Annotated in this window: 23 protein-coding genes and 1 pseudogene; 17 read left to right on the forward strand and 7 right to left on the reverse strand. The window is 41.5% G+C overall.

Translation table 11 applies throughout. From position 1 onward, the window contains the following. Window positions 1-73: 73 nt before the first annotated feature. Window positions 74-2,296, reverse strand: a complete 2,223-nt coding sequence (locus FTT88_RS04095) for a primosomal protein N' (RefSeq protein WP_180002892.1) — start codon at window positions 2,294-2,296, stop codon at window positions 74-76. Between the two features lie 150 nt (window positions 2,297-2,446). On the opposite strand from FTT88_RS04095, the gene gspF reads away from it, so the two are divergent. The 4 genes from gspF to FTT88_RS04115 all read left to right on the forward strand — a co-directional run bounded on the left by gspF (window position 2,447) and on the right by FTT88_RS04115 (window position 5,304). After that, the gene (gene gspF / locus FTT88_RS04100; protein WP_078189785.1) at window positions 2,447-3,652 is read left to right on the forward strand and encodes a type II secretion system inner membrane protein GspF; all 1,206 of its coding nucleotides are present in this window, start codon (window positions 2,447-2,449) and stop codon (window positions 3,650-3,652) included. A gap of 36 nt (window positions 3,653-3,688) precedes the next feature. Beyond that, the gene (gspG, locus tag FTT88_RS04105) at window positions 3,689-4,126 is read left to right on the forward strand and encodes a type II secretion system major pseudopilin GspG (protein WP_078189784.1); all 438 of its coding nucleotides are present in this window, start codon (window positions 3,689-3,691) and stop codon (window positions 4,124-4,126) included. 283 nt (window positions 4,127-4,409) lie between these two features. Continuing rightward, on the forward strand, window positions 4,410-4,745 hold the full coding sequence (locus tag FTT88_RS04110) for a hypothetical protein (RefSeq protein WP_168377958.1): 336 nt from the start codon (window positions 4,410-4,412) through the stop codon (window positions 4,743-4,745). Between the two features lie 232 nt (window positions 4,746-4,977). Further along, window positions 4,978-5,304: a tRNA-binding protein gene (locus FTT88_RS04115; RefSeq protein WP_180002893.1), complete on the forward strand. Its 327-nt coding sequence runs from the start codon at window positions 4,978-4,980 to the stop codon at window positions 5,302-5,304. 84 nt (window positions 5,305-5,388) lie between these two features. On the opposite strand, the gene lnt is transcribed toward FTT88_RS04115, so the two are convergent. Further along, window positions 5,389-6,948, reverse strand: a complete 1,560-nt coding sequence (gene lnt, locus FTT88_RS04120; RefSeq protein WP_180002894.1) for an apolipoprotein N-acyltransferase — start codon at window positions 6,946-6,948, stop codon at window positions 5,389-5,391. Further along, window positions 6,945-7,784: an HlyC/CorC family transporter gene (locus tag FTT88_RS04125; RefSeq protein ID WP_078189781.1), complete on the reverse strand. Its 840-nt coding sequence runs from the start codon at window positions 7,782-7,784 to the stop codon at window positions 6,945-6,947. The genes lnt and FTT88_RS04125 overlap by 4 nt, the downstream gene beginning before the upstream one ends. 200 nt (window positions 7,785-7,984) lie before the next feature. Here FTT88_RS04125 and tusA point away from each other — a divergent pair, with 200 nt between their 5' ends. The 4 genes and pseudogenes from tusA to FTT88_RS04145 all read left to right on the forward strand — a co-directional run bounded on the left by tusA (window position 7,985) and on the right by FTT88_RS04145 (window position 12,553). Next, entirely contained in the window at window positions 7,985-8,242 is a 258-nt protein-coding gene (gene tusA / locus FTT88_RS04130) for a sulfurtransferase TusA (protein ID WP_078189780.1), read from the forward strand. Between the two features lie 133 nt (window positions 8,243-8,375). Continuing rightward, a pseudogene (locus tag FTT88_RS04135) lies at window positions 8,376-11,153 on the forward strand (type VI secretion system Vgr family protein). Further along, the gene (locus FTT88_RS04140) at window positions 11,154-11,945 is read left to right on the forward strand and encodes a hypothetical protein (protein WP_180002896.1); all 792 of its coding nucleotides are present in this window, start codon (window positions 11,154-11,156) and stop codon (window positions 11,943-11,945) included. It begins immediately after the preceding pseudogene. A 128-nt stretch (window positions 11,946-12,073) separates the two neighbouring features. Continuing rightward, entirely contained in the window at window positions 12,074-12,553 is a 480-nt protein-coding gene (locus tag FTT88_RS04145) for a hypothetical protein (RefSeq protein ID WP_180002898.1), read from the forward strand. Window positions 12,554-13,064: 511 nt separating this feature from the next. Here the strand turns inward: FTT88_RS04145 and FTT88_RS04150 are convergent. Then, entirely contained in the window at window positions 13,065-14,777 is a 1,713-nt protein-coding gene (locus FTT88_RS04150) for an electron transfer flavoprotein-ubiquinone oxidoreductase (protein ID WP_180002900.1), read from the reverse strand. Window positions 14,778-14,971: 194 nt separating this feature from the next. Here FTT88_RS04150 and FTT88_RS04155 point away from each other — a divergent pair, with 194 nt between their 5' ends. From FTT88_RS04155 to FTT88_RS04175, 5 genes are all read left to right on the forward strand, one after another. Continuing rightward, window positions 14,972-15,580 carry a DUF1285 domain-containing protein gene (locus FTT88_RS04155; RefSeq protein ID WP_168377951.1) on the forward strand — a complete coding sequence of 203 codons (609 nt, stop codon included), beginning with the start codon at window positions 14,972-14,974 and terminating at the stop codon, window positions 15,578-15,580. A 48-nt stretch (window positions 15,581-15,628) separates the two neighbouring features. After that, window positions 15,629-16,516 (forward strand): glutamate racemase, encoded by an 888-nt coding sequence (murI, locus tag FTT88_RS04160; protein WP_168377950.1) that lies wholly within the window; start codon window positions 15,629-15,631, stop codon window positions 16,514-16,516. A gap of 122 nt (window positions 16,517-16,638) precedes the next feature. Next, on the forward strand, window positions 16,639-17,667 hold the full coding sequence (locus FTT88_RS04165) for a DUF4062 domain-containing protein (protein ID WP_180002902.1): 1,029 nt from the start codon (window positions 16,639-16,641) through the stop codon (window positions 17,665-17,667). Window positions 17,668-17,732: 65 nt separating this feature from the next. Next, entirely contained in the window at window positions 17,733-18,755 is a 1,023-nt protein-coding gene (hemH, locus tag FTT88_RS04170) for a ferrochelatase (RefSeq protein WP_180002904.1), read from the forward strand. 12 nt (window positions 18,756-18,767) lie between these two features. After that, complete coding sequence (locus FTT88_RS04175) at window positions 18,768-19,412, forward strand: MBL fold metallo-hydrolase (protein ID WP_078189772.1); 645 nt, start codon at window positions 18,768-18,770, stop codon at window positions 19,410-19,412. Window positions 19,413-19,505: 93 nt separating this feature from the next. Here FTT88_RS04175 and FTT88_RS04180 read toward each other — a convergent pair whose 3' ends face one another. Continuing rightward, window positions 19,506-19,691, reverse strand: coding sequence for a DNA gyrase inhibitor YacG (locus tag FTT88_RS04180; protein ID WP_067764029.1), 186 nt, complete (start codon window positions 19,689-19,691; stop codon window positions 19,506-19,508). Between the two features lie 83 nt (window positions 19,692-19,774). On the opposite strand from FTT88_RS04180, the gene FTT88_RS04185 reads away from it, so the two are divergent. From FTT88_RS04185 to FTT88_RS04195, 3 genes are all read left to right on the forward strand, one after another. After that, window positions 19,775-20,425 carry an SAM-dependent methyltransferase gene (locus tag FTT88_RS04185; protein WP_180002966.1) on the forward strand — a complete coding sequence of 217 codons (651 nt, stop codon included), beginning with the start codon at window positions 19,775-19,777 and terminating at the stop codon, window positions 20,423-20,425. 6 nt (window positions 20,426-20,431) lie between these two features. Continuing rightward, window positions 20,432-21,637, forward strand: coding sequence for a TIGR03862 family flavoprotein (locus FTT88_RS04190; protein ID WP_180002906.1), 1,206 nt, complete (start codon window positions 20,432-20,434; stop codon window positions 21,635-21,637). Between the two features lie 73 nt (window positions 21,638-21,710). Next, the gene (locus tag FTT88_RS04195; RefSeq protein WP_180002908.1) at window positions 21,711-22,121 is read left to right on the forward strand and encodes a GFA family protein; all 411 of its coding nucleotides are present in this window, start codon (window positions 21,711-21,713) and stop codon (window positions 22,119-22,121) included. A 128-nt stretch (window positions 22,122-22,249) separates the two neighbouring features. Here FTT88_RS04195 and FTT88_RS04200 read toward each other — a convergent pair whose 3' ends face one another. Continuing rightward, window positions 22,250-22,825: a hypothetical protein gene (locus tag FTT88_RS04200; RefSeq protein WP_168377944.1), complete on the reverse strand. Its 576-nt coding sequence runs from the start codon at window positions 22,823-22,825 to the stop codon at window positions 22,250-22,252. A gap of 9 nt (window positions 22,826-22,834) precedes the next feature. Beyond that, window positions 22,835-23,611 carry a class I SAM-dependent methyltransferase gene (locus tag FTT88_RS04205; RefSeq protein WP_180002910.1) on the reverse strand — a complete coding sequence of 259 codons (777 nt, stop codon included), beginning with the start codon at window positions 23,609-23,611 and terminating at the stop codon, window positions 22,835-22,837. Window positions 23,612-23,727: 116 nt separating this feature from the next. On the opposite strand from FTT88_RS04205, the gene FTT88_RS04210 reads away from it, so the two are divergent. Further along, the gene (locus tag FTT88_RS04210; RefSeq protein ID WP_180002968.1) at window positions 23,728-24,999 is read left to right on the forward strand and encodes an alpha/beta fold hydrolase; all 1,272 of its coding nucleotides are present in this window, start codon (window positions 23,728-23,730) and stop codon (window positions 24,997-24,999) included. Window positions 25,000-25,016 lie beyond the last annotated feature (17 nt).

The raw sequence follows: 25,016 nt of genomic DNA on the forward strand, positions 1-25,016 counted from the left end.
CGTCCTAGAGTTGTATTTTTGGTCGAAAGTTGCAATTCAGTATGACTGATTTTTCAGACTGAATTGTACGCGTTTAACTGAGTTCCTGTGGGTCTATATCGAGGCTCAATTTCATATTTGATGGCTTGTTATGCAAGATGTTTTGCCACCAATAACGCAGATAATAATGTAAGCGCGCACGATCTGTAGACAGTAAAACCATGTGGGATTGATAACGTCCGGCTTTGCGCTCCATCGGGGCAGGAATCGGCCCCCAAATGTCAATAATTCCAGCAAAGTCCTGACGCAGCAATTGGGCATGTTGCTGTAAAAATTCAGTATTGAGTTCTTGGTTTTTGGACTCACAGCGCACCAATGCGGCATAGCGAAACGGTGGCATTTGTGCCATTTCCCGTTCTTTCATGGTTTCTTTGGCAAATTTTCGATAGTCCTCATTGACCAAGATATTCAAAAGCGGATGGTCGGGTCTTAGGGTTTGTAAAAACACATCGCCTTTACGTTCACCACGGCCGGCACGCCCAGTGACTTGTACAATGAGCTGTGCAGTACGCTCGATGGCACGGAAGTCCACACTCAGTAGACCTGAATCGATATCTAAAATCGCCACCAAGGTGACGTAAGGGAAATGATGTCCTTTGGCCAGCATTTGTGTACCGAGTAAAATGGCAGGTTCGCTTTTTTGAATCTTGTCATAGATTTTTTGCCAACTGCCGACTCGACTGGTGGAATCACGATCGACCCGTATAACGTCATGCTGCGGAAATAGCTCATTTAGGCTTTCTTCAACCTTCGCTGTACCCATACCCACGGATTTCAGTTCTTGGTGATTACACTGTGGACAATGCTCTGGCATACGGTGAATGGTGCCGCAGTGATGACAATGTAAATGTTGATAAGGTGTACGATGAACCGTGAAATTGGCATCGCAATGTGGGCATTTAGCTTGCCATGCACAACTTTCACAAATCAGTACAGGTGCATAACCCCGGCGGTTTAAAAACACCAATACTTGCTCTTTTTTTTCAAGCCGTTTACGGATTTCACCAATCAAAAGTTGGCTGATTCCATGCTGTTTCTGTGCCACTTTCAGATCAAGGATGTGCATTTTCGGCATGACCGCAGTGCCCGCACGTTGGTTCAATTCCAGTACGGTCATTTTGCCTTGTTTCGCCAGTGCATAGCACTCGATACTAGGCGTGGCAGAACCTAAAATGACAGGGCATTGTTCCAGATGCCCACGGTAAAGTGCGACATCCCGAGCGTGATAGCGAAAGCCTTCTTGTTGTTTAAAGGACAGATCATGCTCTTCATCAATCACAATTAAACCTAGATTCGGCAGTGGGGTATAAATCGCAGAACGCGTGCCTAAGATAATAGACGCCTTGCCCGTTTGCGCTGCTTGCCAAGCTTGCATACGTTTTGAATCGTTCAAACCCGAATGTAGTAGAGCAATATTGCAATGAAAACGTGATTGGAAACGGCTGATGGTCTGTGGGGTAAGTCCAATTTCAGGCACTAAAACCAAGACTTGTTTGCCTTGCTTTAGAATCTCTTGCATGATTTGTAAATAGACTTCGGTTTTACCACTGCCGGTGAGACCATCAAGTAAAAATGCCTGATATTGATTACGCGCCTTTAACACCCGATCAATGGCTTTCTTTTGCTCAGGATTTGCAGTGAGTGGCATTTGCGCCATGCTCATGGGCATCGGGCTAAAGTCCTGTTCCGCCAAGACACATTGGCAGATACCTTTTTTCTCTAATGCTTTGAGTGTCGCGGTTTCCACACCTGACAAATTTAAAAGATTTTCACCTGTGCCTGTGGGATGTAATTTTAGTATTTTATACGCCTCTTGTTGACGCTCTGAACGTTTAATTTTGGCTTCAGCATTATGGTCAATCAGATTCCATGTCCGTGCCAATAAATTATAGGGCTTTCCTTGGCGTAACAGCGTCGGAAGGGCACTTTGCATCACTTCACCAATCGGAAATTGGTAATACTGTGCAGACCATGTCAATAAATTTAAAACTTTCTCATCTAAAATGGCACGATCATCAAGAAGTTCGGTAATGGCCTTGAGTTTAAAGCTTGAATCGAGTGGTGCATCGGGAGCAATTTTTTCCACGATGATACCGGTCAAATTTTGCCGACCAAAAGATACAGCAACGCGTGCACCTACTTCAGCTTGTTGGTATTGCTCTTGGTTTAAGCTGTAATCGAAGCAGTCGTATAAATATACCGGAACGGCGACTCGAACGCGGTAAATAGGTGTTGCAATGCTCGCTGAATTTGCCATAAAACGTGGATAAGTTCCTGATTAAATTTCGTCGTGATCGTAAAGGAGTTGTGTTAGAGTGAGCTCATATTTTATATCTAAGAATATGAATGATTTTGATGGTCAGACGCAACTGCGCTGATAGAAATTTTGGAAAATTAGAGCATTACAATGCCTGCATATCAGTTTACTGCCATAGACGCTTCAGGGAAGCAGCAGAAGGGTGTACTTGAGGGTGATTCTGCGCGTCAAATTCGTCAACAGCTCAGAGATCAGTCACTCATTCCAGTTGCTGTCGATCCGATTGAGCAAAAAGACAAACACGCGCAGCAGCGCTGGTTTCAAAAAGGGCTGAATGCCTATGACTTGGCTTTATTAACTCGCCAACTTTCAGTTTTGGTTGCCGCTGCAATACCATTAGAAGAAGCGATTCGTGCTGTGGGAAAACAAAACGAAAAAGCCCATGTGCAAAATCTGTTGATGTCGGTGCGTTCGAAAGTTTTGGAAGGGCATTCTTTAGCCAACGCACTACAACAAGCGGGACGCTTTCCTGAACTGTATATTGCCACGATTGCAGCAGGTGAGCGTTCAGGTCATCTCGATCTCATTCTCGATCAACTTGCCGATTACACCGAAAATCGCTTTGCCATGCAAAAAAAAGTGCAGGGTGCGATGATTTATCCGATCATCCTGATGTTAATGTCTTTCGGTATTGTGATGGGACTCATGACCTATGTGGTCCCAGATATTGTCAAAACCTTTGATCAAAGCAAAGATGCCTTGCCGTGGATAACGGTCGCTTTAATGAAAGCCAGTGATTTTATTCGAATGGCCTGGCCATTTTTATTGGTCGGTAGCGTAGTCTCGATTTTTCTCTTGGTTCGATTCCTCAGAACAGCGGCGGGACATTATGCCTTTGACCGATTGACTTTGAAATTACCATTATTTTCCAAACTGTCTAAAGGCATTAATGCCGCTCGTTTTGCCAGTACCTTGTCGATTTTAACCAAGTCTGGCGTGCCTTTGGTCGATGCTTTAAAAATTGGCGCAGCGGTCAGTAATAATTGGGTGATTCGAGATTCGGTCAACCTTGCGGCAGAGAAAGTAACAGAAGGTGGTAATTTAGCAACACAGCTTGAGCGAAGTGGTTATTTCCCACCGATGATGGTACAAATGATCAAAAGTGGTGAAAGTTCAGGCGAATTAGATCGGATGCTCGAACGTGCGTCGACGATGCAAGACCGAGAAGTGACGACCTTAATTTCAACTTTATTGGCGTTACTTGAACCGCTGATGTTGGTATTTATGGCGAGCATTGTACTGGTGATCGTGATTGCTGTGATGCTGCCAATCGTGAATATGAATAATATGATTTAAGACATTCGAACAATGATGTGAACAGAGATTTGTAACATGCAAGTGAAGACAAAAAATATGAAGCAACAAGGTTTTACTTTAATTGAAGTGATGGTGGTCATTGTCATTTTAGGTGTTTTGGCAGCGCTGATTGTACCGAACGTGATGGGCCGTGGTGAAAAAGCTAAAGTCGATACTACGGCGATTACTTTAAAAAGTGTCGCTGGCTCATTAGATCAATACAAAATGGACAATGGTAAATTCCCTTCAATGCAAGACGGCGGATTAAATGCTTTGGTCACCAAACCAGAGTCTGCTAAAAACTGGTTGCCGGGTGGCTATATCAAAGGCGGCTATCCAAAAGACAGTTGGGACAATGACATTCAATATGTGATTCCAGGTTCTGAAGGCCGTCCTTATGATCTTTATTCATTTGGTGCGGATGGTCAGTCTGGCGGTGAAGAAAATGATGCCGATATTTACTATAAACACTAACTGAGAATAATTATATATTCAGTTTTAATGGAATTAATCACTTCACTTAATAGGATGTTTCAATATTGAGTGAAGTGATAATAAATCTTAATTATAAAATTAATATTAAGTTATTGAATTTACTTTAAATTGCATAATATAAAATATGTGATATTTATAATAAGAATTATTCCCAATTTTATTGATTACAATAATCGCAAAATATGAATAAATATAGGCTTTTCATTTAAATAAAACCGCGCATAATATCTTTTATGGTACTTTTTTAGCCATGGAGGATAGTATGAAAGCATTATTATTAACGGATGAAATTAACCAATTTCATTGGTCTATGCTGAAATCTGTTCTTTTCATTTTAAGTATTCTGCCGATCAGTCAAGGCATTGTGTATTTATGGCAAAGCACTGAGGGCAGTAGCCAAATTATGGTGGGCTTCTTTGCCATGAGCTTAATGAGTTCATTACTGGCTTTAAGTTTTTGGTCTGCATTAAAAGCGACTGTGGCAAATTTAAAACAAGAACATGCATCTGCCATCGAACAAATGGTTGTTCGTCTTTATCGATATATTCCAATGGTATCTTTAGCTGCCATGCTTTCCTATTTAGTTACTCAGTTATAACCCCAAAATTAACCTTCCAAACTGGAGCTTGCTCCAGTTTTTTTATGTCTCGTGCTAATGAACAGTTAGCCTACATCAAAGCGTACATTAATGTGATACGTGTTCTAAGATGACCTTACTTTGTCCGTTTAGACGCATCGAATGTCTGTTTCACATATCGTCAGCCTGAATGAAATTTTTATAATGCATAGATAGCCAGATGAAGTACAACAAAGAAAAGAAAGAGGGAAAAATGCAACAGATCGATTGGCAAGATTTTATGAAAGTTGAATTACGTGTAGGGAAAATTGTGCAGGCTGAAGTCTTTGAGCAAGCGCGTAAACCCGCGTACATTCTCCATGTGGATTTTGGAGAGGAACTGGGCATTAAAAAGTCCAGTGCACAAATTACACAGCTGTATCAGCCGGAAAATCTAGTGGGAAAATTGGTTGTTGCTGTCGTGAATTTTCCAAAAAAACAAATTGGGCCGATCCAGTCAGAGTGTTTGGTCACAGGTTTTCATAATGCAGAGGGGCATGTTGCTCTTTGTGTGCCCGATGCTGAGACCAAGTTACTTTGAAAAAGTAGGATGAGCTAGCACGTTGAACGTTTATCAATAAAAAACCGAGCCAAAGCTCGGTTTTTTTGATCTTTTGTAGAGGAATCAACGGCGTGATTTAAAAGAAATATCAACTTTACGCGGGCGATAAATCCAACCGAGAACCAATAACAAGAATGAGAAAATCAACACAGGCCAATCACTTAAGCGAGTGTAAAGTGTTTCGCCTTGCATGGCAGGTAAATCACCACGCAGTACTGCATCTTTATCCATCGGTGCCTGTTTCACAATGTGACCATTATGATCAATAAAGGCGGTAATACCTGTATTGGTTGCACGAATAAACCAACGGCCATTTTCTTTGGCACGCATTTGAACCATTTGTAGGTGCTGATGTGGGCTCGCTGTTCCAGTAAACCAAGCGTCATTGGAAATAGTCACCAAATAGTCACTTTGACTGGCATTACGGCGCGTTAAGTTGGGATAAGCCACTTCATAGCAAATCGCTGCACCTAAATCATGACCTTTAACATTCAAAGGCTTTTGGTTGTTTGCACCACGTGAAAAGCCACTCATCGACGGGTCATTTTGTAGGGCAGGCAGTACCCAACTTAACATCCCTGAAAGCGGAATGTATTCACCAAAGGGAACTAGACGTTGCTTCTTGTATAAACCAGAAGATTCATCACCAGTTGCCATGATGGTGTTGTAATACATAGGGTGTTGGTTTTGCTGTGATTCTGCCAGATCCCAATAGGGAATACCTGTCACCCAAGCCGTACCTGTTTTATTGGCTTGGACTTTCATCGCATCCAAAAACGGCTCTATATCGGTTTGGAACATTGGAATGGAGGATTCTGGCCAAACAATGACATCACGGCCCCATTCGGTCCGACTTAATGACGCATATTTCATTAAGGTTTGAGCTTGGTATTCTGTTAACCATTTTAAATCTTGTGGAATATTGCCTTGAATTAAGGAAACACTCAGCGGTTTTTCATTTTTAGGCTGAACAAATTGCAATTGCGCTGCACCCCATGCACCGAGCAAAACAAGGGCAGAGGGAACAATCCAAAAGATGCGTTTACGCAGGATTTCAACCAAGGCGCAGGCCAATACAATGACCGCAAAAGATACTCCAAAGATCCCGAATAATGGCGCATAGCCATCGAGGAATCGTTCAGTAAATGCATAACCTGCAAACAGCCATGGAAAACCGGTAAAGACCCAAGTTTTACTCCACTCGAAAAACACCCACAGTGGCGCAAAGGTCAGTGGGGTTTCTGGAAAGAAGCGGCGGTAGAGCCAACTCTGAACTGCGGTAAACAGCCCCATCACAATCGCCATAATGGCAATCATCAAAACACTCAGTGCTGAATTGGTATCACCATAGACATGGATCGAGGTATAGAGCCAAAAAGCCCCAACAAACCATAAGCCAAAGCCATACGCTAGACCAATGAAAAACGATTGTTTAGGTGCACGTTGACTTAGGCAGGCATACAGAATGGCTGGAGATAAAATTGCCAACCACCAATAATGATAAGGTGCCAGCGACAAGCTGAAGATGGCACCTGAAAATAATGCAATCAGCAAAGGATAGATGAAAGGTAGCTGTTTTTTTTGTTGTGAGTGGTTTAGCAGCTTATCAAAGTAGGTTCTCATTTACGGACAGCTCGGATCAGATGAATAGTACGTGCATCTGCCTCCAAAATGGTAAATTCCCAGTTTTCAAGTTCAATCACTTGACCTTGTAAATCACTGACCAAGCCCATTTCTTGTAGCAGTAAGCCGCCCACAGTTTCTACTTCATCATCTGAAAAATCAGCATCTAAAAGATTGTTAAAGTGTTCAATTGGTGTAAGTGCTTGAACCAACCATGTATTTGCACTTAACGGGTCTTCATCTGGAATGATAAATTGAGCTTCTTCATCAACTTTGTCGTGTTCATCTTCAATTTCACCCACAATTTCTTCAAGAATGTCTTCTAAAGTCACTAAGCCTGAAGTTGTGCCATATTCATCAATCACAACAGCGATATGGGTTTGGGTATTTTTCAACATACGTAAAACTTGGTCAGAACGCGCGCTCTCAGGTACAAATAAGGGTTGGCGCATTAATGCACGAATATCGACTTTGGTGGTCGGTTCTGTCAAAAATGGCAACAAATCTTTGGCCAATAAAATACCGACGACATTGTCTGGCTGGTCTGAAGAAAAGACAGGGAAACGTGAGTGTGCAGATTCAACAAGTACATGCAAAATATCTAATAACTCATCATCTTCTTGTAAGCTGATCATCGCAGTACGGGGGGTCATGACCTCGCGGATTTTAGTTGCAGGTAAGTCGAGTACCCCTTCGAGCATGGCAACTGTATCGGGTTCTAAGAAGCGACGTGAATCTTGTACCAATTTCAACAGTTCGTCACGGGTTTCTGGTGCAGTGCCCAGCCATTTACGTAAGCCGCGCATGCCCCACGACGGGCCGGATTCCTCTTGCATGATCTTTCCTAAAGACTCTTAATATCTAATAAATGATGATTTTATCATACCGTAGAAAATACAGTTGTCTATTGTTAATGTTGATCTAGATGATGAGCGATCAAGTCATTTTAAGACGTTATCATCTGCATTTTTCAAGCTAACATTCGGTCGTTAGGATTATGCTAAAATAGCCCTAGATTTTAATACTGAGTTTTCTAATGTCTGAGCCTTCTGTGCCCCCATCAATTCAATTAAACACCCGTGGCTTACGTTGCCCTGAGCCTGTGATGATGTTGCATCAAGCCATTCGTAAATCAAAATCGGGTGATATTGTTGAGGTTTTTGCAACAGATAATTCGACCTCTTGGGATATTCCGAAATTTTGTATGCATTTAGGTCATGAGCTTTTGCTTCAAGAAGAACGTCTTGATGAAAATGGAAATAAAGAATTCCATTATTTGGTTCAGAAAGGTTAATTTAAGAGATTGTAAAAAATAATAATTATTAAGATGTTACATTTTTATTAATAAAATAGGCTGGTCAAGTCTGATGGCTAGCCTATATCATTCGCAGCATAATTATACAAAGTTTAAAAAACAGACTTTTAAAATGTTAAATTCGATTGCTCTTATACTTGAAAAATTAGGCTTATCCGCCCAAAAACGTGCCATTCATGTGCAATTTTCCAATCCTGCGTTGAATGAAGAGCTTTTTATTCAACGTATTGATGGGGAGCATGTCTTAAACCAAGGCCTGCAAGCGACTTTGATTTGCCTATCTACGAATGCACTTATTCCACTAAAACAATTTATTGGCGTACAAGTCGCCGTTGATCAAGTGACCGATCAGGGCGAACTCTTCCGCACCACGGGTATTATTACCGAAGCCACCCAAGGCCAGAGTGACGGTTCACTCACGCTGTATAAACTCACTTTAGAAGATGCAACATCGCTGTGGCATAAACGCAGGAACAGCCGTGTGTTTATGAACAAATCGGTGCGCGATGTCAGTGAAACTCTCTTTAAAGAATGGCAAAGCAAAAGTCCGCTCTTTGCTGCCAGTCTAACGCTAGATCTAAGCGGTTTAAGTCAGAACTATGATGTACGACCTTTCATCATGCAGTCGAATGAAAGCGATTATGACTTTTTAACGCGTCTTTGGCGCAGTGAAGGCATCAATTGGCTCATCGATGAAGCGCAATTGAAAGTGATGCATTCCAGTAGCCCGATCGAAAAACAAAAACTCCGCCTGATTGATGACAATAGCCAATATCAAGCACTCAGCCGTCGTAGTATCCGCTTTCATCGCTCTAGTGCCACAGAAAAACAAGACAGCATCACCAGCTTGATCGGTGAACGTAGCATTCAACCGACTGCGGTCCATGTGCAGCGCTGGCAAGCCGATGGACTGAGCCAAGAAGAAGGCGCAGGCTCAGTTCAAAGCAAACATCAGCATAGCCAAAGCCAAGACAATGCCAGTTTAAGTTTGGAACAAGCATGGCATATCAGCCCTGCATGGATGCAAGACTTAAAAGGCGAAGACCAAGCTACCGCTTCATCAAACAGTCAGATTGAAAAACTGAATCAAAACCTAACGCGCTATCACGAGCTACAATCGAAAAAATTCAATGCACAATCGACTGTGCGTGATACACAAGTCGGTTATTGGTTTGAATTGAATGAACACCCAGAAATTGATCAACACAGTGGTGCAGACAAACAATTTTTAATCACAGAAAAGAAATTCTATAACCAAAATAACTTACCCAAAGACCTTACTGAACAAGTCAATCAACTGATTGAACAAAGTCAGTGGAACATTAAACCGATCCATGAACAGGCCGAGCGTCAGGCCAATCAGCTCACATTACAACGCCGCAATATTGCGACGGTTCCTGCATATAACCCACTCGAACACCGTCCAAGCACCCATCCGCAACGGGCTAAAGTCGTTGGGCCAAGTGGTGAAGAAATACATGTCGATGAATGGGGGCGTATCAAAGTCCGCTTCTTATTTACCCGTGGTGATGATCACAGCCATGATGGTGGTGCAGGCAGCAATGACAATGATATGGATTCTGCATGGGTCGATGTACTTACTCCATGGGCAGGTGAAGGTTATGGCGCACGCTTCTTACCGCGCATTAATGAAATCGTAGTTATTGATTTCTTTGACGGTAATATTGACCGACCATTTGTAGTGGGGCGCATACATGAAGCACAGCGCAGTCCAACCCAATTTGATAGTAAAGGCAAACTGCCAGACACCAAAAAACTGGCTGGAATAAAAAGTAAGGAAGTCCAAGGTGAAGGCTTTGGACAACTTCGCTTTGATGACACGACTGGATAAATCTCAACACAATTACAAAGTACCCATGGCGCCACTCAGCTCAACCTAGGGAACCTCAGTCATCCCAAAGAAACCGCAGAAAGTGAGGGAAGAGGCGAAGGTTTTGAACTGAGAACCGACCAATGGGGCGCGGTGCGTGCAGGTCAAGGGTTATTGGTTAGTACACACCCACAACAACAAGCAGCAGCAATGCACCTCGACGCACAAGCTGCAAAAGATCAAATCGAAGCCAACTTAAACAGCAGTAAAGCTTTAAGTGAAGTGGCGAAAAATCAACAAACTGACCCACTTGAAGTCTTGGATAACCTAAAAAACTTTCTTGGACAAATTGAAAAAGGCAGTAAAGAAAAGGCGGATGCCTTTAAACAAGCCTTAATGATTTTATCTGCACCAAACTCAATTGCTGTGAGTAGTCAGGAAGATATTCATCTTTCAGCGGATGGGCAGATCAGCCAAAGTGCAGGCGATAGCATCAACCTTAGCAGTCAAAAATCCTTGATTGCCCATGCACAAAGCAAGATCAGTCTATTTGCAGCACAAGAAGGTTTACGCGCGTATGCAGGCAAAGGCAAAGTTGAAATCCAAGCCCAAGGAGATGGGGCGGATCTGATTGCACGAAAAGGTATTCAAATTATTTCCACGGAAGATAAAGTTGAAATCAAAGCAAGCAAAAAAATTGTTTTAGTTGCTGGTGGTAGTCAGATTGAAATTAGTAGTGCGGGTATATTGCCTACTACTAGCGGTAAGTTTGAGGTGAAGGCAGGGCAGCATAAGTTTGTGGGGCCTCAACAAGTAAATGTTCCAATCACAACCTTGCCAAATGAACTGAAAAGCTTCAGTCAACAAATTAAGGTCATAGATCATACTCAAAAAATAATGCCAAATGAAAAATATGTGATTGTAAAACCAAATGGAGAATACTTGGCTGGAATAAGTGACATTAACGCAATGACAAAACGTATTTTTACTCAGCAGAAGGAAAAATTAAGAATTTTGGTTGGTCAAGATGCTGAAGATTTTTTAAAGGATAATAATTAAATGAGTCAAATGGTTGATACACAAGAAGGAAAGCCTGAAACTGAAATTAAAATTGATAATTATTCTTTGTTGGTTGGATTTGAAGCAAATTTAGCAGAAATAGCTTTTGTTGAACGCAAAGTAGGTATTTTAAAAAATAAAGTTGAAAAAGTTCAAATTTTGCAAGGGGAGGGTAGTGATTATGGCCATGCTTTCTTTTACATAACCAAAAATAATGTTGTGGAGGCCTTTTTTAGTTTTGGCCCAACAGAAGAGTTGGGAGATATAGAATATAAAAAAGGTGAAGAAGAGATAGACGGAAATGAAAAAATTTATGCAAATGGATACGTAAATAAAAGGCCAAGTACAACTTCTTATTTAATTTATGAAGTTGTTCAAATATTTAAAATAAATATCACGGAAAAAAAATTTCATAAAATTAAACAAAAAGTAGCAAAAGTTGAAGCGGCAGTGCTTAAAGGAAAACCTTATAATGTAATTTTGAATGATACCTGTGCTGAAGAAGCAGAAGATATTTTAGATGATGTCATTGATGACTTGCCAAATGGAAAAGGATACATTGAAATTGATGGAAAAATTCCCCCTTTTAGGGTGGTAAATCCATATATGTGGTGTAGTCAATTTTATAAAAAATATGGAGATAATGCTTACATTTATCCTGAATATCCCGAGGATGGTAAAGGTGTCGATTTATTTGATGCTGATGGTGAGCATGATTTCAGTGTATCATCGTGGAAGTTGGAAAATGGTCAACTTGATCCTTTGTTTGAGAATGGCTATTACGAAAATTAATTTCAAATCATACTTGTAAGGGATATGGAATGCGTATTTTTTTACTAGTAATCGTATGGGTAAGTACTAGTTTTTTCGGCTGTTATGCAAATAATAGTGTTAATGATAAGTCGATAAATGGATTGAATATGAATAATGAATTTATTTCAAAAAATAATATTAATTACCAATTATTAATTGAAAGAATTATTTTTTGTGTAAAAAATGGAGATTTTAATAAATCAGATTTAATGCTTGGTAAGTTAGAAATTTTAGCCCACAAAAATAATAACTTTAAGAAGGAGCAAGGAGTATATTTTAATATCCCGAACTTTCCAGACTTGCAAGTTAATTTAATTAAAAATGTTGGTGATTCTGAATGGAGTGTTATTAAATTACATAGTAAAAATGTATTTTATACTAAATTTATCCCAAATTTTAATGACAATTTTTTTGAAAATAATAGTTCTTTAAATTTTAAGAAAATTGATTTTGACTCAAGATTAAGTAATTATAGGTATATATATTCTTATGAGGGATTGTTTGATGTTATATTTATTGTAAAATCTGAACAATATAGAAAACAGAAGCATCCTAATAACTTTCAAGCGTTTGAAATAAGAAGGTAGTTGATTTTTTTATAATAATTTAAAATTAACCCGCCTAAGCGGGTTTGTTGTCTCAAGCAAACTCAATATTTTATAGGCTTATAAGTTTATTAAATAAAGATATTGGGTTTAAAGCTATCATTTTAAATTTTTGGTGAAATTAAATTACTTGTTTTAAAAAAATAATACTTAAATATAGATGGGCTTTGTTGCACAAAGATTTCATAACTATATGATTTTAAAGGTTTTGATTATTTTTTGATCCAAAATTAAATTTATTTAAATCAGATGCTTACATATTTATGCAACAAAGCCTTTTAGGCTTAGTGAAATTATTTCTTTTAATTATTTATAAAATATCTAAATCTAATGGATATAAAATGACACATTGATAATTATTTAAAATAAACTAATTATGAAATTGATTTTTTATAGGAATTAGTTTTTTTGTAATAATATTTATTTAAAGAGTGTGATTGTATATTAAAAAATAAACCCGCATTAAGCGGGTTTATTTCAATCTCAAAAGAGATTACATATTAGGATAATTAGGACCACCACCACCCTCAGGTGTTACCCAAGTAATGTTTTGAGATGGATCTTTAATATCACACGTCTTACAGTGAACACAGTTTGCCGCGTTAATTTGGAAACGCTTAGAACCGTCATTTTCTTCCATAATTTCATAAACACCAGCAGGGCAGTAGCGCTGAGCAGGCTCATCCCATTTTGGTAAGTTCACATTTACAGGAATAGACACATCTGTCAGTTTCAAGTGAGCAGGCTGGTTCTCTTCGTGAACGGTATTCGATACGAATACTGAAGACAAACGGTCAAATGTAATTTTACCATCTGGTTTTGGATAATTCGGTTTGAAGTTCGCAGCATCGACAGTTTTTAAAGCGCTGAAGTCGGGCTGTAAGTCATGCAGCGTGAACGGCACTTTAAAGATGTTTTGATCAACAAAGTTGAACGCACCACCCATCCATTGACCAAACTTATGCATAGCAGGGCCGAAGTTACGAGAGTTATATAACTCTTCTTTCAACCAACTGTTGTTGAACTTGTCTGTGTACGCAGTTAACTCTTTAGCGAAGAAGTCTTCACCTTCAGTCACACGTGCAATGGCAAGGTCACCACCTTTTTCCACACCCGCAGCAATCGCTTCAAATACAGCTTCACCGCACAGCATGCCTGATTTCATTGCTGTATGAGAGCCTTTGATTTTCGCAAAGTTTAGGAAACCTGCGTCATCACCAATTAAGCTACCACCTGGGAAAGTGAATTTAGGTAGTGAGTTGAAGCCACCTTTTACAACCGCACGTGCGCCATAAGAAATACGTTTACCACCCTCAAGATATTGCTTAATCAGTGGATGTGTTTTCCAGCGCTGCATTTCCATAAATGGATACATGTGTGGATTGGTGTATGACAAGTCAACGATCATACCCAACGTCACTTGGTTGTTTTCAGCGTGGTATAACCACCAACCGCCTGAAGAACCTGTTTCACTTAAAGGCCAACCTGCACCGTGCATCACCAAACCTGGTTTGTGCTTAGCAGGATCGATTTCCCAAAGTTCTTTAATACCAATACCGTAATGTTGCGGATCAGCATCTTTATCTAAATTGAACTGAGCAATCAGACGTTTACCCAAATGACCACGACAGCCTTCAGCAAATAATGTGTATTTGGCATGCAGTTCATAGCCAGGAGTAAAGTTATGCGTTGGTTCGCCATCTTTACCAATACCCATGTCGCCAGTCTGAATACCTTTCACAGTCCCGTCTTCATGGTAAAGAATTTCAGATGCTGCAAAGCCTGGGAAAATAGACACTTCTAATTCTTCAGCTTTAGCACCTAACCAGCGAACCACGTTACCTAAAGAAATAACATAGTTGCCATCGTTATGCATGGTTTTTGGCACCATCCAATGCGGTGCTTCTTGTGATTTTTCATCAGACAATAAGAAGAAGGTTTTATCTTCAGTCACAGGCACATTTAACGGTGCGCCTTGTTCTTTCCAATCTGGGAACAATTCATTCATCGCGCGGGGTTCAAGCACAGCACCCGATAGAATATGCGCACCCACTTCGGAGCCCTTTTCCACGACACAAACGGACAGATCGTTTAGGTTATTTTCAATTGCAAGTTGACGAATTTTAATCGCAGCAGATAGGCCGGCAGGACCTGCACCGACGATAACTACGTCAAACTCCATCGATTCACGTTCGATGTGTTCCATGTAGGACTCCTCATATTTCGGAAGGTGGCATCCATTCAATTCATTTAAATGGTGCTGCCATGAGTGTTCTTAATGCCCAGACACAATTTTTCTATCGTGTCTTTGATATTGTGGGCTAGTATAGTTTTAAACCGAGTTCTAGCCAATTGGCTGAATCATATTATTTTTCCGTCACTAAGGTATTTATTAGGCGGATGAAGCAGCAATTGAACGAAAACCCGACGAAAAAATTCATTAATAGGGATGATAGAAATTTAATGAACATTGCACAATACTTAAAAGATGGACAGTCCGGTCACAAAAGGTCAATCCCCCCATTAGATCAATGGCATCCAAAGCATTGTGGTGCAATGGATTTGAAGGTTTTAGCCAATGGAGAATGGTGGCACGATGGTCAATTGATCAAGCGACAAGCGCTCATAGATCTGTTCTCAACCGTGCTTTGGAAAGAAGATGGGAAATTCTATTTAAAAACCCCTGTGGAACAAATTGAAATACAGGTGGAAGATGAGCCTTTATTTGTCAATCAGGTGGATCACGTTGAGATTGACGCTAAAAACTATATTCAATTCACCACAACCACCCAAGACCTGATTATTGTTGATCAGGAACATCCGATTTTTATGCGTGAATATCAGGGTGAACTACGTCCTTATGTGCATGTTCGTTTTGGTATAAATGCCTTAATTCAACGTGCAGCTTTTTTTCATTTAGTCGAGATGGGTGAGCTGCTTGAAAATGAGCAAGGGGAGTCCATTTTAGTGTTACAAAGTGGCGATTTGCACTTGCAATTAGGCACCTGAGGTTTAAGCTTTCCACCTTGTCATTCTGAACAATATATAAGTGACCCTATGACCGCCATTCATCCCATTTACCCCTTAAATGTACCCATGCCAAAAGCGACTGCTGATGCGCCTATTGGGGTATTTGACTCAGGTATTGGTGGTTTATCTGTTGCATTGGAAATCGCACGTTATTTACCAAATGAGCGGATTGTTTATTTTGCGGATACGGCACATGTTCCATATGGCCCGCGTCAAGATCAGGACATCCGTGAATTGACTGCGCATGCGATCGAGTGGTTATACCGTCAGGGGTGTAAAGTCGCGGTGGTGGCATGCAATACGGCATCGGCATTTAGTTTGGATTATTTGCGTGAACACTACGGTGAGAACTTTCCAATTATTGGCTTGGTTCCGGCCTTAAAACCTGCGGTATTACAGACCAAAAGTAAAACCGTGGCTGTTCTCGCAACGCCTGCGACTTTTCGGGGTAAATTAATCAAAGATGTCATGCAGCGATTTGCTGAACCTGCAGGGGTGCAAGTTTTGTCAGTGACTTCTTTGGAATTGGTGCCCTTTGTTGAAGCGGGGGCGCAAATGACTGAGCCTTGCCTGCAGACATTAACTGAGATATTACAGCCAGTTGTAGATGCCGGTGCAGATTATTTAGTGCTTGGATGTACGCATTACCCCTTCCTAAAATCGGCAATTCAGTATATTTTTGGTCAGAAGCTGACATTAATTGACTCAGGTTTTGCAGTTGCACGACAAACAGCCCAAATTTTGATTAAAAATGAGTTATTATTTGAGCATAACCGCCAAGATTCACTGCGTATCGAATGTTATGTCAGTGGAAATAATGCGGAAAACTTAACACCTGTGGTAGCACGCTTAATTCAAGATGATCAAATCACTTGGAAAATCTGCAATATTCAGGCGGCAAGTTTAGAATTTTAATCATTGTGATTGAACGATTTTAGATAAAACAATTTAAATCTATTTGGGGTAGTCATGCTGTATGTTTCAGCAACCACTTTTTTGAGTGCTGGATATAGCGTGCAACGGGAAGAGGATCTCTAATGCTCGATAAGCGTTATCAAGTATTCATTTCCACATCTGGCAGTGAAATGCAGCCAGAACGGATCATATTGGCACAGACTCTTGTAGGGATGGGTTTTTTCTCTTGGGGGTTGGAACAGCGCACACCATTAAGTACGGCTTTTGCGCGTCGTCAAATTGATGACTGTGATTATGTGGTGATCTTACTGGGTAGTCAATACGGTGAGCAGTCTGTGTCTGGTGTGGGCTATATGCACCTTGAATACATCTATGCGGTGACCAAGCAAAAACCTGTCATTGTGTTTATGCATGATGATCCAGATTCACGTGATGATGCGTTACATGATGCTAAACCTGAACTTCGTGAAAAATTTAAAGAATTTAGAAAACTATTACAAAATGAAGTTGATCAAGTTTTTACCTATCGTAGTTTGCGTGATTTAGAAATGGCAGTTCGATTGAACATGCCACAAATGCTAGAACGCTATCCTGTTACAGGTTGGGTGCGCCCACAGAATACTCAAGCTTTACATGATGAAATTGATCGTTTAAAAGCCCAGTTAGTTCAACTCGAAACAGAGTCTGGAAAACGCGAAGTTGATCCATTCTTATCTTTACCAAAAGTGTCGATGCATGAACTATTTTCATTTGAATACCGCATGCACGCTTATCAAGATGGTAATTTCAAAGAATTAAAAGTACAGAAGAAAATGACGTGGGCGCAGCTTTTGTCGATTTTAGGCGCAACCTTTGTTAATCCAACCCCTGAAGAATTCTTCTCTAAACGTATGAATGAGTTTTTGAATGAAACAGGTCTGGATGATGCACGTATTGAGATGCCACGTGCTCATGCGGTTGCGCGGGCACAAGTGAATATTCGTGCTTTACACAGCATTAAAAGCCAGATGCGGCAGAATGACTGGATTGTGCCCAATGGCCGAGATGACCGTCAGCGGATGTTGTGGCAAGTAACCAGTAAAGGTCAAAAATTGTTAGAAAGTAATTTGCTTGATAATGATCGAGTTTTTCAATTTAAATCTGCATATTAATCTATTTTATTAAATGGATAAAAAGCTGCTACATTAGCGTCATTCAAATTGATGGAAAAAGCGTAATGTTGCCTGTCGAGAAAGCTAAAGTCACCATTATTCTGGCGAATCTAGGTACGCCTGATGCGCCAACTGTGCCCGCAGTGCGTCGTTTTCTGCAACAGTTTTTGTCGGATCAGCGAGTGATTGAAATCCCGAAACCGATATGGCAAATCATTCTACGTTTGTTCATTTTGCCATTTCGCCCTAAACGTGTTGCACATGCTTATGACATGGTTTGGGGTAATGATTCACCCATGCGTGAAATTTTATTTGAGCAAGTTGCCGCAGTAAAACAGCATCTCACAGCAAAATATCCAGAATTTGAACTTAATGTGATTCCGGCCATGACTTATGGTAATCCAGGGATTTCTGCCGCTTTAGCGCAATTGGCTGAGCAGCCTCAAGACCACATTCTATTATTTCCGTTGTTTCCACAGTATTCAGCAACATCTACGGCACCTTTATACGATGCCATTGCTAAATGGATTCCACAGCAGCGTAATTTGCCGGGTCTGAGCATTATTCGTGATTATTACCAGCATCCTGTGTTTATACAGGCCTTGGCGCAAAGTGTGCGTGATTATCAAGCTGAACATGGCGTACCAGATAAATTATTGATGTCATTCCACGGTATTCCACAGCCTTATGCCGATAAGGGTGATCCCTATGCAGATCGTTGCCGTGTGACGGGTCATTTGGTTGCACAAGCTTTGGGTTTAACTGCTGAACAGTATGAGATTAGTTTCCAATCGCGCTTTGGTAAGCAAGAATGGGTGAAACCTTATACCGATGCCACTTTGGAAGCGTGGGGCAAACAAGGCGTGAAATCGGTACAGGTTATGAGCCCTGCATTTTCAGCGGATTGTTTGGAAACGCTAGAAGAGTTGGCGCTGCAAAATGCTGAAACTTTCCAAGCTGCAGGCGGTGGTGAATATGGCTATATTCCCGCTTTAAACGCGCGGGATGATCATGTCGCATTGCTCAATTTATTACTTCAAGCTAATCTTGATGCCTTAAAGCAAACATTAGCCCATTCATCGCCTTGAGGTTTTCGCCCTATGTTGCAAGTTAAAATCGTACCCGTCACGGCATTTCAACAAAACTGTTCCATTGTTTGGGACTCTGAGTCGAAAGAAGCGGTCTTGATTGATGCAGGGGGAGAGCCTGAAAAATTAAAAGCCGAAGTTGAAGCGCTTGGTTTAACGGTCAAAGCCTTGTGGTTAACGCATGGCCATTTAGACCATGCAGGTGCGGTTGGGGCATTAACCCAAGCTTGGAATGTTCCAGTGATTGGCCCGCATAAAGAAGATGCGTTTTGGTTGGACATGATTCAGGAAGTTTCTGCGAAATACGGTTTCCCGATCCCTGAAAATGTCCATGTGACCCAATGGTTGGAAGGCGGCGAAACTTTGAAGCTGGGTGCAGAAGAGTTTGAAGTTCGTTTTGCACCGGGGCATACACCGGGTCATGTCATGTTCTATAACGCAAAATATGCCGTGCTTTGGACGGGGGATGTGTTATTTAAAGGCTCGATAGGCCGGACAGATTTTCCACGTGGTAACCATCAACAATTACTCGACTCCATTCAGCGTGAATGCTTTAGCTTGCCGGATGACACCCAGTTTATTTCAGGGCATGGTCCAATGAGTACCATTGGTTATGAAAAACAACATAATCCTTTCGTTGCTGGTAAAGCGGGTTAAGCAACTAGATTGAGAAACTTAAATTAACAAAACAGGAATCCAAACGGATTCCTGTTTTATTTACCTAAATAATAGGGTTATGCACTTGAGTCCTTAGAATTGGTCTTCTTCACGGCCACCATCGGCCTGAGGCGCATCTTGTGTCGGCAGACGATATTCGTCATTGGCCCAAGCACCAAGATCAATCAATTTGCAGCGATCTGAGCAGAATGGGCGGTATTCATTGTCTTCCCATGTGGTGAGTTTGCCACAGCGAGGGCAGTTCATGGTGGTGGGCATGCTTAACTCCAGCAAAAACGGATGATTCAATTAGGCAAATACAGTCGCAGTTGTTAGACTTATGCCGTTCTGTTTAGTTTGATCTGTTTATGCCTATTCGTCAATTTCAAGCGCAGCGTATGCGAGCTCCCCGTGATTTTCAGCCGATTGATTCCACGCCGATTTGTGTGGAAATTGGGGCTGGTAAAGGTAAACATGCATTATTGTTTTCAGCCAATCACCCTGAATTTCAATTGATTGCTGTTGAGCGGACACGTGAAAAATTTGTGGCAATGCAAAAGCAGCATCAACTTGAAGGGCAAAGCAATTTAGCTCCAATTCATGCTGATGCATTGCCTTGGGTAGTACATGCCTTACATCCTGCGCAAGTACAGCAATTCTTTATTTTGTATCCAAACCCTGAACCGCATAATCCTGCACAGCGCTGGTTAAATATGCCATTTTTTGAATTTCTATTGTCGCGTTTGCAGCCGGGTGGTCAGATTACTTTGGCCAGTAATATTCCTGAATATATTGAGGAAGCGCAGCAGCAGTTAATTGATGTTTGGAAGCTACCTTTTGTCAAAGAACGCATTGCAGAGACTTCAGCACGTACACACTTTGAGATTAAATATCTAGAACGTGGTGAGTTGTGCCAACAATTATTGGTGACTAAACCCGCTGGCTATACCACACGTTTTGATGATTTTCAGCCGCTACAAGGCAAGCAACCCACCGAAGCATCTGCGGAATAATTGGGCATGACTCAGCGTATTGCAATCATTGGGGCAGGTCCTGCGGGATTGATGGCGGCGGAAGTGCTTAGCCAATTTGACTATGACATTCATGTTTATGAGCAAAAACCATCGGCAGCCCGTAAATTTCTAATGGCGGGCAAGACGGGGCTGAATATTTCGCATGCAGAACCCGTTGAACAATTTGTGCAGCGCTATGATCAAGTGGAATGGCTGAGCCCATGGGTTAAGCAGTGGGATGCAGCATGGATTCAACAGTGGATGATGGGGCTGGGCATTGAAACCTATATTGGTTCATCTGGTCGGGTCTTTCCTATTGAAATGAAAGCTGCGCCTTTGCTGCGAGCCTGGTTAAAACGTCTTAGTCTAGACGGGGTGCAGTTTCATTATCGACATCAAGTTTTGGACTTACAGTCCAATCAGCTAACGATTCAAAACCTTGTTGATGAATCAAGTCAAGTGCTTGGCTTTGATGCGATTATTATGGCATGTGGCGCAGTGTCTTGGTCACGTTTAGGCAGTGATGGCGCATGGCAAAAATGGCTGCAGCCTGAGAGCATTGAAACTTTTCAAGCCAGTAATGCTGGCGTGGAACGCGCTTGGTCGAAGTTTATGCAGCCTGTGTTTGGACAGCCCTTAAAGCGAGTCAATGCATGGGTCGATCAAGCCGAGCCGACCCAAGGCGATATCATCATTTCACACTATGGGCTGGAAAGTGGATTGATCTACAAACAAGGTCGAGCACTGCGTCAACAGGTGAAATCTGCTCAGCCCATGCAGCTGACTTTGGACCTATTGCCAGATCAATCTGTTGAGCAATTGGCAAAGAAACTACAGCCTTCGAAGAAGCAGTCTTTAACCAATGTTTGGCGTAAAGCCGGTTTAGATGTGGCGAAAGCTGCACTGGTCCGTGAACTGGTGGATAAATCTTTGTGGCATGAACCTGCCTTACTTGCTGCGAAAATTAAACACTTAGATATTCAACTTGATGGATTTCGCCCCATAGATGAGGCGATTAGCTGCGCGGGCGGTGTGAAGCGTTCAGTCCTAAATGATGGCTTACAATTGAAGAGCAATCCTGCAGTATTTGTCTGCGGAGAGATGTTGGATTGGGATGCGCCTACAGGAGGCTATTTGCTAACAGCCTGCCTTGCAACCGGTCGAGCAGCGGGTGAAGGGGTTCAAAACTATCTGGTTTCTTTGCAGAGCTAAGCGCTTCAAATTGTCACAATCTTGCTGAGGAGTTGTGATATTTTGAGATGAAATTCTTCTAAGAAAGACCACTATGCGCGTACAAGAACAATATACCGGAAGCTACTTGTGTGGAGCGGTCTGCTATGAAATTAATGGTCCGATTGGTGAGATCGTGCAATGTCATTGTTCTCGGTGCAGAAAAGCCAATGGTACAGCATTTGCGACCAATGCCCCGATTGCTAAAGCAGATTTTAAAATTGTGGCCGGCGAGCAGTTTCTGAAACAGTATGCGTCTACGGCAACCACGCAACGCTGTTTTTGTAGTGAATGTGGTTCGCCAATCATCAGTATTAAGGCTGAAACGCCTGATTATTACCGTCTACGAATAGGAACCTTAGATACACCTCTGACGCAGAAACCAACCTGTCATATCTTTGTCGCATCTAAAGCAGAATGGGATGATATCGCAGGTGATTTACCACAATATGCTGAACGACCATAGCGAAAATCAAGATTGAGCAATAACATCAAGGGCATGGATGTGCCCTTGATGTTAAGTAATAAGCTCGTATCGCTCTCTCATTCATCCAAGTTGAATTTGGGTGAATAGATTGCAACAGGGTTGGAAGATTAAGGCTGTCGAGTTTTTTGTAGTTCAGGATATTGTTCCTGCCAATGTCCCAATTGTTCTTGAGCATGAATAAACTGACCGAGACCTTTGACACTATCACTAGGATTTTTTAACTCGCCATCGGCTGCTTGATTTTTCTCACGATAAATTTGTGATTGATTGTCCCAGTACTGATACATCAAGCCTTGAATATAACGGCCTTGCTCAGTTTTCATTTCGAGTTCTTTGAGCATATTCAGCGCCGACTGGATGTTGTCACGCTTACGCTGTGTGGCAAATTCATCAGTGAGTTTGCCTTCCTCACGCAGTTTCATCAGCTCATCTTCCATCTCATCGCTAATTTGACTAAAGCTCTCGTCATATTGCGTCAGAAGCGTGAGGTCGTGTAGATCATCTGGGGTCTTGGCAAAGTTTTTAATAGGATCACTATTCAGTTCTTTCATGATTTGATCATCGGAACTGATTTCACTATTTTGTTCCACCGTTTTTGATGATTTTTCACATGCAGTGAGTCCTAAGACTGTACCCATGAGGAAGATGACACTGAGTTTTTTTAAAGAGATTGGCAAGAGCATAATCGTGTCCTAATGTGTTTTTCTAAAGATATAGACATGCGTGATATAGGGAAAATCAATGAAATCCTGCGCAGTCTTTTGGGTTGATTCAGCCACGATATTTTCAAATTGTTGTTTCAGTTTTTGTTGTTCATCCAGGCTTAACGCTGCAATAAAACTGGTGGACAATAATCGTTTGGAAACCACGTGTTCCACTGTACCATGATGCAATTGTTGAAAGGTGGTTTCGGCAATTAATTTAAATTTTTGCTGCTGCTCAAACACTTTTTGCCATTGCCCACTATGATAACGTGGTGTGTCACCTTCGAGCTCACTCAAGACATCAGCGAGTTGTTTGACCCAATTGACTTGGATATCACGTTGGTTCCAAATCAATACAAGATCCCCATTGGGAACTAAGATACGACTGATTTCATTGAGGGTTTCAGGGGTGGCAAACCAATGAAAAGACTGGGCACAAAATACCGCTGCCACAGAATGATCATGCAGTGGAATCTGATCACTTTGGGCGGCTAAAGTTGCAATATGCGGATGTTTTTTCTGCAATTGTTGCAGCATTTCATGCACAGGTTCGATCGCGGTGATATTTTCACTGAGTGGGCGAATATACTCGAGAAATTTGCCTGTACCTGAGCCTAAGTCCACCAGATGGGCTTGAGGGGCTAAAGCTAAATGTTGTTGTAGCCACGCACTGATTTCAATCGGGTAGTCAGGGCGGGCTTGTTGATAGAGTTCAGCTGCAGAGCTAAAGCCTTGTTGTGCGGCAGGATGTATTGAATGTGTCATATTCTGCACTTTTTAATCTGTATGGCCTCTATAAAATAGCATATTCGGAACAAGATAAACTTTGAATGCAACAAGGAAGGAAAAGCGTGACGCAACAAGGACTGGAGCAAAGTACAATGGAAAAGCACATCATTTTTGAAGATGATCAAATTCGTGTCATTTTTCAGCCTGGCAGTTCTCGTGAGCTTATTTTCTCCTTCGGTGATTTGATTACCCGCGCCAAGGGCTTGAGCATCAATGCCGAGAAGTCTTTGCAAAAATATGGTTTTAATGTGATCGGTGTGATGCCGAAACAAAAATCGTGGTTTCCAGCATCGTCAATGCAACCGATGTATCAAGCCATCAAGCCGATCCTAGAGCAATTTGAGATGCGTATTGCCTATGGTGGTTCCATGGGCGGCTATGCTGCCATTAAGTATGCCAATTTATTTGGTTTTCAGCGCGTGGTCAGTATGGTGCCGCAGTACTCCATAGACCCAGAAGACATTGTCGATACACGCTATGGCATGTTCTTTCAGCCCAATCTGCATGCCAATATGCGGGTACTTGCTGAAGACGTATCGACTACACGTGAATATATCGTAGTGTATGATCCTTATTGCCCAGAAGATCGCGCTCACTTTGAAAAACTACAGGCTTTAATTCCGCATGTGCATGTGTTGCATCTGCCGTTTACAGGGCATGATGCCATTGCAGTGTTGGCGAGTTCTGAACTGTTAAATGATTTCTTGAGACATCCTTTTGATGCGCCGTATTTTTATCAAAAAATGCGTCGGGTTAAGAAAAACAGCAAATTTTATTATAGAAAAGTCATCGAAAATTTACTGACACGCCATCGTGATGCCTTGGGTGAAATTTTAAAAAGCAATTCGTTTCAGCTTGATCCACAATTTTTTGATGCCAAACAAAAGCAGACCTTATTACGGGTATTGTTTAATAACAAACAAGTCAGTGAGCAAGATCTGCAAAAGTTGGGGATCACAACTTTTGTGCCACAGGATAATCGTAACCTGTTACTCGACCAGTTTGAACATGGTTTAGTGTTTAATGTGATTAGCCAAAAAATTGAAAGCTATGCAGCCGGTGTGATTGCGCTGAATCACAAGTTTTTGATCCCTTTGCAGCCGAAGGGCACAGGCCTGGTATACGTACAAGTCCAAGATGAGCGTTACATGGTGGTGATGAATGACCGTCAGGTAATGAAACTGGTCTTAGCTCAAGATGAATTGGCGACAGGTATGCATCCGATTTTAATGCAGAAATATGTGGGCTATTACACGCTCAACTATAAAGAACTGCGTTTGAGTAGCGATGAATTTGGTCAAGTCTTCTTTGTCGAAAACCCCGATGCGTCTTGCCAGTTCGTGGTGCAGCCCGAACAGATTTAAGCTAGGCATTTGTTTGA

The organism is Acinetobacter sp. YH01024 (genome assembly GCF_013420195.1).
In the GTDB taxonomy this organism is placed as follows: Bacteria; Pseudomonadota; Gammaproteobacteria; order Pseudomonadales; family Moraxellaceae; genus Acinetobacter; species Acinetobacter amyesii.